The 11,759-nt window shown below is 64.2% G+C and carries 6 protein-coding genes and 5 pseudogenes; 7 read left to right on the top strand and 4 right to left on the bottom strand.

What is annotated here, in order from left to right:
• Positions 1–214: 214 nt before the first annotated feature.
• Positions 215–1,966, top strand: a pseudogene (locus CBM2594_RS26410) (Tn3 family transposase); the annotation flags it as partial.
• A 346-nt stretch (positions 1,967–2,312) separates the two neighbouring features.
• Here the strand turns inward: CBM2594_RS26410 and merR are convergent.
• A complete protein-coding gene (gene merR / locus CBM2594_RS26415; protein ID WP_062799388.1) occupies positions 2,313–2,720 on the bottom strand; it encodes an Hg(II)-responsive transcriptional regulator in 408 nt (135 codons plus the stop codon).
• A gap of 71 nt (positions 2,721–2,791) precedes the next feature.
• Here merR and merT point away from each other — a divergent pair, with 71 nt between their 5' ends.
• From merT to CBM2594_RS26445, 6 genes and pseudogenes are all read left to right on the top strand, one after another.
• Positions 2,792–3,142 carry a mercuric ion transporter MerT gene (gene merT / locus CBM2594_RS26420; protein ID WP_062799386.1) on the top strand — a complete coding sequence of 117 codons (351 nt, stop codon included), beginning with the start codon at positions 2,792–2,794 and terminating at the stop codon, positions 3,140–3,142.
• 13 nt (positions 3,143–3,155) lie between these two features.
• Entirely contained in the window at positions 3,156–3,428 is a 273-nt protein-coding gene (gene merP, locus CBM2594_RS26425) for a mercury resistance system periplasmic binding protein MerP (protein WP_062799383.1), read from the top strand.
• A gap of 28 nt (positions 3,429–3,456) precedes the next feature.
• Positions 3,457–3,876, top strand: a complete 420-nt coding sequence (gene merC, locus CBM2594_RS26430) for an organomercurial transporter MerC (protein ID WP_062799381.1) — start codon at positions 3,457–3,459, stop codon at positions 3,874–3,876.
• A gap of 40 nt (positions 3,877–3,916) precedes the next feature.
• Positions 3,917–5,602, top strand: coding sequence for a mercury(II) reductase (gene merA, locus CBM2594_RS26435; RefSeq protein WP_062799379.1), 1,686 nt, complete (start codon positions 3,917–3,919; stop codon positions 5,600–5,602).
• A pseudogene (locus tag CBM2594_RS26440) lies at positions 5,562–5,825 on the top strand (DoxX family membrane protein); the annotation flags it as partial. The gene merA and the pseudogene CBM2594_RS26440, both read left to right, overlap by 41 nt.
• 218 nt (positions 5,826–6,043) lie before the next feature.
• A pseudogene (locus CBM2594_RS26445) lies at positions 6,044–8,981 on the top strand (Tn3 family transposase).
• 58 nt (positions 8,982–9,039) lie between these two features.
• On the opposite strand, the pseudogene dsbD reads toward CBM2594_RS26445, so the two are convergent.
• From dsbD to CBM2594_RS26465, 3 genes and pseudogenes are all read right to left on the bottom strand, one after another.
• A pseudogene (gene dsbD / locus CBM2594_RS26450) lies at positions 9,040–10,976 on the bottom strand (protein-disulfide reductase DsbD).
• 190 nt (positions 10,977–11,166) lie between these two features.
• Complete coding sequence (locus CBM2594_RS26945) at positions 11,167–11,343, bottom strand: hypothetical protein (protein ID WP_227311957.1); 177 nt, start codon at positions 11,341–11,343, stop codon at positions 11,167–11,169.
• 213 nt (positions 11,344–11,556) lie between these two features.
• Positions 11,557–11,759 (bottom strand): annotated as a pseudogene (locus CBM2594_RS26465) (Rieske 2Fe-2S domain-containing protein); the annotation flags it as partial.

Here is an 11,759-nt window from a genome sequence, read left to right on the forward strand (position 1 = left end):
GCGTCGCTTCAGGCAAACGCCGCCTTGCAACGTCGCCGACTTGTGCGCAGTCGGCCAGCAGCAGCGAAGGACGGCCGGGCGCAAAACTTGCTGGAAGTACAACTCGCAGCGCTCACCGCCCTACGGGCGATACGCTTTAATCTAGTAGAGTCGGCACCAGCGCCACGCAATGTTGATGGCGCCGCAATATTTGATCAGGCCGCACGGCGGCAGTCTGGCTGCCATCGATACGATCCGGACGATGAACGTCAACGATGTGCGCAAAGTCCCGGCCGACGCGCCGACCTCCTTCATCAAGAAGCGCTGGGAGCCACTGGTACGCACCAAGAACGGCATCGATCGTCGCTACTATGAGCTGTGCGCGCTGTCCGAACTCAGAAACCGCCTGCGCTCCGGCGACATCTGGGTCCAGGGCTCGCGCCAGTTCAAGGATTTCGATGAGTACCTGCTGCCCGCCGAGAAATTCGTCGCACTCAGACAGAGCCGCTTGCTGCCCCTGCCCATCGCCACCGATTGCGAGCGCTACTTGAGCGAGCGGCGCGGGCTGCTTGAACTGAAGCTGGCCACCGCCAACCGGTTGGCCGCCGCCAACAAGCTGCCGGACGCGATCATCACTCAGTCGGGCCTGAAGATCTCGCCGCTCGATGCGGCCGTCCCGATGGAAGCGCAGACCCTGATCGATCAGACCGCGCTCATGCTGCCGCGCGTCAAGATTACGGAACTGCTGATGGAAGTCGACGGCTGGACCGGCTTTACCCGGCATTTCACGCACCTGAAGACCAGTGAGCCTGCCGCCGACAAGACGCTGCTGCTCACGACCATTCTTGCCGACGCCATTAACCTCGGGCTAACGAAGATGGCGGAATCCTGCCCGGGCACCAGTTACGCCAAGCTCTCCTGGCTGCAGGCCTGGCATATTCGGGACGAGACCTATGCTCAGGGCCTGGCGGATCTGGTCAACGCGCAGTCCGCCCATGCGTTCGCTGCCCATTGGGGCGATGGCAGCACCTCATCGTCGGATGGCCAGCGATTCAAGGCGGGCGGCCGTGCCGAAAGCACCGGCCACGTCAACCCAAAGTATGGCTCGGAGCCCGGCCGGATGATCTACACGCACATCTCGGATCAGTACGCGCCGTATCACTCCAAGCTGGTGAACGTCGGCGTCCGTGACTCCACCTATGTGCTCGACGGCCTGCTGTACCACGAGTCGGACCTGCGGGTCCAGGAGCACTACACGGACACCAACGGCTTCACGGACCACGTCTTCGCCCTGATGCATCTGCTCGGGTTCCGGTTCTCCCCGCGCATTCGCGACCTCGCGGACTCAAGGCTGTACATCCCCGGCAATCCTGACGACTATCCGGCATTGGCCCCTATGATCGGCGGCGCGTACAAAGAGAGACTGATTCGCACGCACTGGGACGAGGTGCTGCGCCTCGCGACGTCGATCCGGCAGGGCACGGTCACCGCCTCGCTGATGCTGCGCAAGCTCGGCAGCTACCCGCGACAGAACGGACTGGCGGTCGCCCTCCGCGAGCTCGGCCGCATCGAGCGGACGATATTCACCTTGGACTGGCTGCAGGACCTGGAACTGCGTCGGCGCTCCCATGCGGGGCTCAACAAGGGGGAAGCGCGCAACGCCTTGGCACGGTCCGTGTTCTTCTACCGGCTTGGCGAGATCCGCGATCGCAACTTCGAACAGAAGCGCTACCGTGCCAGCGGACTGAACCTGGTCACCGCGGCCATCGTCCTGTGGAACACGGTCTACCTTGAACGTGCCGTGCAGGCGCTGGTGGAGCGCGGCATGCCCATCGATCCGTCCCTGTTTTCGTACCTGTCGCCGCTCGGCTGGGAACACATCAACCTGACCGGCGACTACGTGTGGCGTCAGAGCCAAAAGCTCCAAGATGGAAAATTCCGCCCGCTGCGATCGCTTCCGGAGGTGCGTTGGCCTAGCGCTGCCTGAACCCGCAATTCACCGGCGTTACGACTTCACGACCGTTCTCGGGCAGGGCCAACACCGGCATGGCACTTACACGGCGCCACATTGTCGTATCCAACCACTGGGCCGCCCCTCGTTGGCCAAGCCGAGGGCGTCGTAGAGGAATGTACGACTGGATCTTACAGCACAAGCGCGCCTTGCAAGCGCTGCGCCCGCTGGTGCCGCTTTGTCCCCCCGACGATGTCTGACTCGACTAGGTCGCTTGCCCCTCGATACGGGGCATATGAGGCTGGCTGCGCCGAAGCCGTACAAAAGAAGCCGGAACGAACTGGGGCAGCGTAGCCCGCGTCCACTACGTCCTTTGGCGCACTTATCCCGCTTGCAGCGCTGCGATCAGCGGGCAGGATACGTTACCCTGGCTGGCATGACAGGCGCCCACCAGTTCGGACAGCACGGCCTCCATGCGTCTCAGGTCGGCCAGCTTTGCGCGCACGTCATTGAGCTTGCGCTCGGCTAGGCTGCTCGCTTCCTCGCAATGGGTGCCGTCCTCCAGGCGAAGCAGTTCACCGATTTCTTCCAGACTGAATCCCAGCCGCTGCGCCGATTTCATGAAGCGCACCCGGACCACATCCGTTTCGCCATAGCGACGAATCCCGCCGGCGGGCTTATCTGGCTCTGGCAGCAGCCCCTTGCGCTGGTAGAACCGGATCGTTTCCACGTTGACACCAGCCGCCTTGGCGAAGGCGCCGATGGTCAGGCTCTCCAATCCGCTCCGCATATCGCTTGACTCCGTACATAAGTACGGAAGTAAGGTTACGCTATCCCTACCTACTAAGAAAGGAAAAACGCATGTCACGACTGCAAGCCGGGCGCCGTGCGCTCTTTGCCGGTGGCATCGCCGCAATCCTCGCCTCCACCTGCTGCTTGGGGCCGCTGCTCCTGATCGCGCTCGGTTTCAGCGGGGCCTGGATCGGGAATTTAACGGCGCTGGAGCCATATCGGCCGCTGTTTCTCGGCACCGCAGTGCTGGCTCTGTTCGTCGCCTGGCGGCGCGTTTTACGCCCGGCGCAAGTCTGCAAGCCGGGCGAGGCCTGCGCTATCCCGCGGGTACGCGCCACCTACAAGCTCATTTTCTGGGTCGTCGCCCTGCTGGTTCTGGTTGCGCTCGGCTTTCCCTACGTGATGCCATGGTTCTACTGATCAGGAGTTCGCCATGAAGAAGCTGTTTGCCGCCCTCGCTCTCGCCGCCGTTGCTCCGGCGTGGGCCGCCATGCAAGCCGTCACGCTGTCCGTGCCGGGCATGACTTGCGAAACCTGCCCGATCACGGTCAAAAAGGCGCTCTCCAAGGTCGACGGCGTGACCAAGACCGAAGTGAGCTTCGAGAAGCGCCAGGCCGTCGTCACCTTCGACGATGCCAAGACCAGCGTGCAGAAACTGACCAAGGCGACCGAGGACGCGGGCTATCCGTCCAGCGTCAAGCGGTAAGCCCCGGATCGAACATGGGAGTGACCGCATGGGACGGATCACGCGCGTGACCAACAAGGCAGGGGCGCTCGGCGGTATCGTCTCGGCGATGGGTTGCGCGAGTTGCTTTCCCGCCATCGCCGGCTTGGGCGCGGCTATTGGCCTAGGCTTCCTGAGCCAGTACGAAGGGCTGTTCATTAGCGTTCTGCTGCGGGTGTTCGCTGGTATCGCGCTACTCGCCAATGCGACTGCCTGGTTTAGCCATCGGCAGTGGCAACGGACCGCACTCGGCGTGATCGGCCCACTCCTGGTACTGACGGCGGTGTATTTGACGGTTGGCCGGCGCAGCGAGGCGCTGCTCTATGTCGGCCTGAGTTTCATGGTCGGCGTATCGATCTGGGACTTCATCTCGCCGGCAAAGCGCTGCGGGGCACCGAACGCCTGTGAACCCCCGGTCAAGCGCGGCTGACCGCATTGGCCGCTGCCGAAGTGAACATTGGAACTGTGGTATGACCCACTTGAAGATTACTGGAATGACCTGCGACTCGTGCGCCGTCCACGTCAAGGATGCCTTGGAGAAGGTGCCGGGCGTGCGGTCTGCGGTCGTGTCCTACCCGAAGGGGACGGCGCAAATCGCCGCCGAACCCGGCACGTCGCCAGATGCGCTGACTGGCGCCGTGGCCGGACTCGGCTACCGGGCCATGCTCGCCGAGGCCCCGCCGGCGGAAAAGCGCGGCAGCCTGCTCGACAAGGCGTTCGGCTGGCTGGGCCGCGGTGAGAAATCCGCAGGCGAAGGCTGCGGGCTTCGCATCGCCGTCATCGGCAGCGGCGGCGCCGCGATGGCGGCGGCCCTCAAGGCCGTCGAGCAAGGCGCCGAGGTGACCCTGATCGAGCGCGGCACCATCGGCGGCACCTGCGTCAACGTTGGCTGTGTGCCGTCCAAGATCATGATCCGCGCGGCCCACATTGCCCATCTACGCCGCGCAAGCCCGTTCGACGGGGGCATCCAGGCCACGCCACCGGCGATCCTGCGCGAGCGCCTGCTCGCCCAGCAGCAGGGGCGTGTCGATGAGCTGCGCCACGCCAAGTACGAGGGCATCCTCGCGAGCACGCCGGCCATCACGGTGCTGCGCGGCGAGGCCTGCTTCCAGAACGGACACACCTTGAGCGTGCGCCTGGCCGAAGGCGGCGAGCGCGAGGTGGCGTTTGACCGCTGCCTGATCGCTACTGGTGCCAGTCCGGCTGTGCCGCCGATCCCCGGTCTGAAGGACACCCCGTACTGGACCTCGAACGAGGCGCTGGCCAGCAACATCCTTCCTAAGCGGCTGGCCGTGATCGGCTCGTCGGTGGTGGCCGTGGAGCTGGCGCAGGCCTTCGCCCGGCTCGGCAGTCAGGTCACGATCCTGGCCCGCAGCACGCTGTTCTTCCGCGAGGATCCGGCCATCGGCGAGGCCGTCACGGCCGCCTTCCGTGTCGAGGACATCACGGTGCTGGAACACACGCAGGCCAGCCAAGTGGCCTACGCGAACGGCGAATTCGTGCTCACTACCGGGCACGGCGAAATCCGCGCCGACCAGTTGCTGATCGCCACCGGCCGCGCGCCGAACACGCGTGAGCTGGCACTGGAGGCGGCGGGGGTGACGGTCAACGCGCAGGGCGCCATCGTCATCGACAACGGCATGCGAACCACCGCGCAACACATCTACGCCGCCGGCGACTGCACCGACCAGCCGCAGTTCGTTTACGTGGCCGCGGCGGCCGGCACCCGCGCGGCGATTAATATGACCGGAGGCGATGCCGCGCTTGATCTGAGCGCCGTGCCGGCGGTCGTGTTCACCGACCCGCAGGTCGCCACCGTGGGCTACAGCGAGGCGGAAGCGCACCACGACGGCATCGAGACCGATAGCCGCCTGCTCACGCTCGACAATGTGCCGCGCGCGTTGGCCAACTTCGACACGCGCGGCTTCATCAAGCTGGTTGCCGAGGCAGGATCGGACCGCCTGATCGGCGTGCAGGCGGTGGCGCCTGAAGCGGGTGAGCTGATCCAGACGGCGGCGCTGGCGATCCGGGCGCGGATGACCGTGCAAGAGCTGGCCGACCACTTGTTCCCATACCTGACGATGGTCGAGGGGCTGAAGCTCGCGGCGCAGACCTTTGCCAAGGACGTCACGCAACTGTCTTGCTGTGCGGGTTGAGAAAAAGCCAACCGTCTGGAACTCGGCGATGGCCAAGCTGGCCAACTGGAATACCGCCCTCGAACTGTTCCGCGGGGACTACCGGGTGCCGCTGGTGCCCTCGAAGTCTGCGGCCTACCTGGCGGTGTCAATCGAGCTGACCGCCCCAGCTCTGCTGTTGCTGGGACTAGCGACCCGCGCCGTGGGGATGGTCCTGCTCGGCATGACGGCGGTGATCGGCGTCCCCTTGATTTCGGTGCAATTTACCGGGGTAGCCACCCTTAGCATTCACGCGGGTTTCCGGGCGGCGTCCGGGAAAATACCCCAGTAAATCAATAAGTTGCTGTCTACTGTCGCCAGTTGGGCGCGATTGCCTCATAGCGCACTTATTGTGTCGAAACGTTGCGTCCCGGTCTCATTGCCGATAACCTCAGCGGTCCGTCTTACGCTTGGGAGAGCGCGATGGATCACTGGCAACTGGCGTATCTGGGCATGCGGCAGATTCCGCGCGAACTCAGCGAGTTTGAGCTTACCACGTTCTTCACCTTCTCCGCCAAAGAGCGGGCCCTGATCCATGCGCGGCGCAGCCATTTGTACCGCTTGGCCTGTGCCGTTCACATTGGCTTTGTCCGCATGACGGGGCGCACCCTCGATGCCTACAAGCAGGTGCCAAAATTCCTCTGGGCCTTTGTGGGCGCGCAACTCGGCATCACGCCGCCGGACATGGGCACGCTGAGCGCGCTGTATGACGGGCGCACCGATACCTTGGTGGACCATCAGATGCTGGCCTACCAAGCCCTGGGGTTCAGCCCGATGGCAGAGCATCAGCGACGTTACGTGACGCGCTGGCTCAAGGAGCGGCTGGCAGGGCAACCGAGCCGCAGTGACCTGCTGCACGAGTTGAAGCGCTGGCTCTACGAGCATCGCATCCTGATTCCGCATGACCGAGCGCTGAAGCGGCTGATCAGCCAGGCCGGAGAGGCATTCGAGTCGGCCCTGGCTGACGCGCTGGTGCAGGCCTACGGCGAGGTTTCCCTCGATGCGTGGGGTGCCCTGCTACCGCGGCCAGAAAACGACCGGCCGAGCCTACAACAATGGCTGTGGGCTGTCCCGCTACGCAATTCGACCCATCAGATGGGCGAGTTGTTCGACAAGATCGACCGCCTGTACAAGCTGGGCATCCACAGCGGTTGGCCGGCAGCCTGCAATGAGGCGGTGGTGCGGCACTATGCGCGGCGCTGTGCCAACCGCCCGGCGTCGGTCAGCAAGCGGGTCGCGCAACAGTCCCGCCGCCTGGAATCGGCTTGCTTTTTACGCTATGCCTTATGCGCGGCCACGGATCAATTGTCGTCCATGCTGCGGCACTGGATTCGCAAATGCGTCAACGATGCCGGACGCCTAATTGACGCGGGCCGACCGGACCCAGGTACCAAGTTGGGGGAATTCGCTGCCGCCGTCAAAGCGCTGGTCGCAGACGAGACGCAGACAAGGGATGCCCTCTGTCAGCAACTGAGCAATCTGGCTGACGAGGCAGCTGGTCAGCATCTAGCGAGCCGTGCCAGCCTCATCCGCGCGCAACTCCTGTCGCGACACAGGCTATCCCGTGCCTTGCTGGGCAGACTGGTTCATCTGCCATTTGCGGCACAGTCGGCCCACCCGGTGATCGAGGCAATGGAGGTACTGCGCAAGCTCTATGCGCGCAGGGCCGACTGGCTCCCTGATCGGGTGATGGTTCGATTGGGACGCGCCTGGCAGCCAGCACTAGAGGGCTTGGATCGCAAGCGGGCCCTGGCCGCCTTCGAGTGGGGGACGCTGTTTGCCCTGCGGGTGGCGCTGCGCAATGGCTCGGTCTTCCTGGACCACAGCTTCGCCTTCCGCAGTCAGGCGGCCCTACTCATCTCCAAAGAGGATTGGCAAGCCCGGCGTAACCATTTCTACGGTCATCTCAAGCTGCCGCAGGACGCCAAGGCGTTCCTCGATCCTGTGGTGGCGCACCTGGACGCGGGGCTCGCCAGGTTGCGCGATGCAGTCCAGCGTGGGGAGCTGAACATTGATAGCGCCATCCATATCGATCCGCTCACGGCAAAGAAACCGGAAGCCTCTGTGGAGGCGCTGCGACGCGCGCTGTTCGAGCGGCACCCCGGTGGACAATTGCCCGAAATCCTGCTGGAGATTGACAGCAGCACCCACTTCAGCTGGCTCCTGCTGGGTCGGGAACCGCATTCGCGCAGCGAGCTGCTGATGATCTACGCTGCAGTGCTGGCGCACGGCACCTCAATGTCGGCGGCGGACCTCGCACGGATGGTGCCGGAGTTGTCGCCCAGCGCGATCCGGCAAATGATGCATCGCATCGCGGACGAGCGCAAACTGCGCCAGGCCGCCGATGCCGTCCTGATCTTCATGCATCAGCACCCGATCGCCCAGCACTGGGGGCGCGCCGATCTGGCGTCGTCGGACATGATGTCGCTGGAGACCACGCGCACAGTCTGGCGGGCACGGGCTGATCCGCGCCGGCGCACGGCATCGATCGGTATGTACACGCATGTCCGGGACCGCTGGGGCATCTTCTATGACCAGCCGATCCTACTGAACGAGCGGCAGGCCGGTGTCGCCATTGAGGGCGTCATCCGCCAGAGCGGATCGGAAGACGTGGCACAACTAGCGGTCGATACCCATGGCTACACCGATTTCGCCATGAGCCTGTCCCGGCTACTTGGCTTCGATCTCTGCCCGCGGCTTGCCCACCTGCGCGATCGCCGCCTGCATGTGCCCAGGGATCACGAGATACCGGCGGAATTGGCTGCGGTGGCGGACGCGGATGTCCGGCTGGTCTTGATCGAACGTGCCTGGGACGAACTGGTCCGGATCGCGGCATCGGTGCAAAGCGGGGCAATGTACGGCAGTGCAGGCCCTGATGCGTTTCGGTGCAGCGGCGAAAGGTCAACCCATCTATGAGGCTGGCGTGCATCTCGGGCGGCTGTTTCGCACGATCTTCCTCATCGACTATTTCACCAATCCCGCGTTCCGCCATGAGATGCAGCATGCCTTGAACCGCGGCGAGGCGGTCCACACGGTGCAGCGGGCCATCCACTATGGCAAGATTCCGTTGGAATTGACCCGGCACGATGCGTCGCTGGCGGCGGTGTCGTCGGCTCTGACCTTGTTGTCCAATGCCGTGATGGCCTGGAACACGCTGCACATGCAGCGCGCGCTGGACGCGATTGAGGCCATCGGCGGCGAATCCATGCGTGCCGAGGATTTGCGCCAGATTGCGCCGACTCGTCTGGAAGGCATCAATTTGCGTGGTACTTTCGATTTTCCGATTGCACGTTACGCCCATCGGCTGCTGCCGAGTGCGACGAGCACGCCGGACTCACCATCGCAGTGGCGCACTGCATAGCCCATTTTTTTTCGGATTGTGCCGTTATCCTCGCGGGTTGGAGTCGGTGATGTCATCCTTAGGGCCTGCCTTCCTTACCGAAGGCGCGCTCGAGGCTATCAAGGAAACGCGATGCGGATTGATAGCCGATGACCCGCACCGGGCTCTCTCGCCCATCGGCGCCGAACAAGATGATGCCGGGCGGCCCGAATAGGCCGAAGCGCTTTAGCAACGCCTTGTCCTCGGCGTTGTTTTGTGTCACATCAGCTCGAAGTACGACAACCCCGGCCAACTGCGTCTGAACTCCGGGATCGCTGAAAGTCGTCTCCATCTCCTTACAGCTGACACACCAGTCGGCATAGAAATCGAGCAGTACCGGCTTGCGGGCCGCAACGGCCTGCGCCAGACGTGCGTCGAGCTCGGCCACCGAGCGGATCCGCGCGAAGTGCACCACCGCGTGGTCGGCGGCGGTGGCTGGCGACGACTGGCGAGTGCGCAGGTGCGACAGAGGCTGCAGCAGATCCCGCCCGCCCGACGCCAGCCCGACCAACAGGATGGTTCCCGCCAGCGCGGCGATCAGGCCCAGGCCCTTGCCCAGCCGGGCCACGCCATGCGGTTTGGGGCCAAGCGAATCGAAGGCGCCCAGGAAAACTGCGGCGATCAGCAGCAGAGCGGCCCACGTTGCCATCACGGCCCAGGGTGGCAATAGCGGGGTGATCACCCAAGTTCGCCTCGCCCAGCAGCAGAAAGCCAAGGCAACGCTTGGTCACCTCCAGCCAGTGCCCGGCGCGCGGCGGGAGATTGCCGGCGGCGACGCCGGCCAGCACCAGCGACAACCCCATGCCGATCGCCAATGCGAATAACGCACCGCCTCCGGTCATGGCATCACCGGTTCGTGCGAGATAGGCGAGCGTGCTCGATAGCGGCGCCGGCATGATGCGCGCGACGGCCAACGCGGACATCGCCCCCAGTGCTGCGGCAGCCCGACGATCCAGCTGCTGTGCGGATGTCGTCGATCGGGGCTGCCGCAGCAGCGCGCGGAGCCCGAACATCGATAGCGCCAGGGCCACGAGCAACGTGGCGAAGGCCCCGAGCGCCCAGGGCGTCAGCAGCCCTGTCAAGACCCTCTCACCGAGCCACCCGGTGGCCATGCCGACGCCGGCATAGGCTACCGCCGAGCCGAGCACGTAGTCTAGCGAGATGATCAGCGCACGGCTGCGTGTCACGTGCTCGCCCACGACGATGGACCAAAGGATCGGCACCATCGGCAGCACGCTCGACGTGACCGTCAGCAGCAGGCCGAAGCCGAGGAAGAGCAGCGCGATTGCCCCAAGCTGGTGGCTGGTCAGCGCGCGAATGATGCGGTCGCCGTCATCGCCATGTGGCACGATCTCCGGTATCGCATGCCCGCCCTGGTATTCGCCCGCTCCGGGAGAGGTTACTGCAGTCGGTGGCACAAGCATCGCCATTGGCGTGCCACCCTCGCGCTTATCAAATAGGCCCGCCGAGCGGGCTGCCGCCCACCTTGTATACGCTCTCCATCGGTGGATAACAGATTCCCTTGTCGGCGCAGCCTTGCGATGTCACGACCAGCGTCCATTCGCCATCCGCAGGAGTGACCTCCACTGGCACGCGAATCTTGACGCCACCATGGTAGATCTCCATCTCCTTGCCAAACGCCTCGTCGTACTTAACCTGCCCTGGTGGAAGCACAGGTGTACCGAGCTTCACCCCTGCCGGCCGGGCAGCAAAGGCGAATCGCTCACGGTAGAGGTGATAGCCGTCCGCGATGTCGAAGTGCACCTCGATGGCGTGTTCGTCGAGTTGCCGGGCCGCAAAGCGCAAGGCCCGCTCAGGCGGCAGAAGATCTTCCTCGCCCACGGCGCGGGAAACGCCAGCGGCGCCCGCGATACAGAGCCACGTGACGAGGAGCAGCCCCAGGAGGAATTGCCCCGGAGCCAAGCGCCATACTCGCCCGGTGTCGCCCGTACGCGCCACTGCCATGCCAGTTTGCATAGCCCACCTCTGGAACTGAATTACCGGCCACGCAATGCCGCGGCTCGTGCCACTTGCATTCCGACCGGTGCCACGTGCCGCCGCAACTCCGTTCAACGGGCATCGTTATCTGGCCCTGCGGCCGATCTGTGCCTCGCCGCATTCATGGGCGCTCATCCCCGCCGGCACCCAACGCACCAGCCGATTCGGGTCATTCGGCTGTATCCACTGACGCTCCCGGGGGAACGTGTAGATGCAAGAACCTCTCGACGGCGATTACCGCCACAATCCCGGCGCCTGGCACGGTGGATTGTCCTACCTCGATGATCGCTTTGGTGATGGCCTCGACGTCGCTTTCCTCCGCGAAGATCTCGATCTTGGTGTGCACGGGTGGTCAGATCGCTCGAGAAGAAATTCCGATACTCGCCGTACCCCTTGACTTTCGTTGCGGTCAATCCGGGCGCGTGGACGGTTGCGAGGCGCTTCTCCAGCTTCTCCAAAAGCTCAGAGGGCACGATGGCAATAACACATATGGTACTCATGGGCGCCTCCTTGACAACGCAGGGTTGGACGATCAGCAGTGCACTGTCGGGGTAAGTCATCATCCGGTTCCATTGCGATCCTGGCCGATCACCAGACGGGTTTCGCCTTGATACGCGTGCGGTGGGATCTCCAGATTGAGCGGCGCTGGGACGTTGCGGAACACGCGGCCGGCCAGGTCAAACTTGGAACCATGGCAAGGGCAAAAAAAGCCACCAGGCCAGTCATCCCCCAAGTCCGCCGCGCCGACGTCCGGGCGATAGG

Origin of the sequence: Cupriavidus taiwanensis (genome assembly GCF_900249755.1) — a bacterium.
In the GTDB taxonomy this organism is placed as follows: domain Bacteria; phylum Pseudomonadota; class Gammaproteobacteria; order Burkholderiales; family Burkholderiaceae; genus Cupriavidus; species Cupriavidus taiwanensis_D.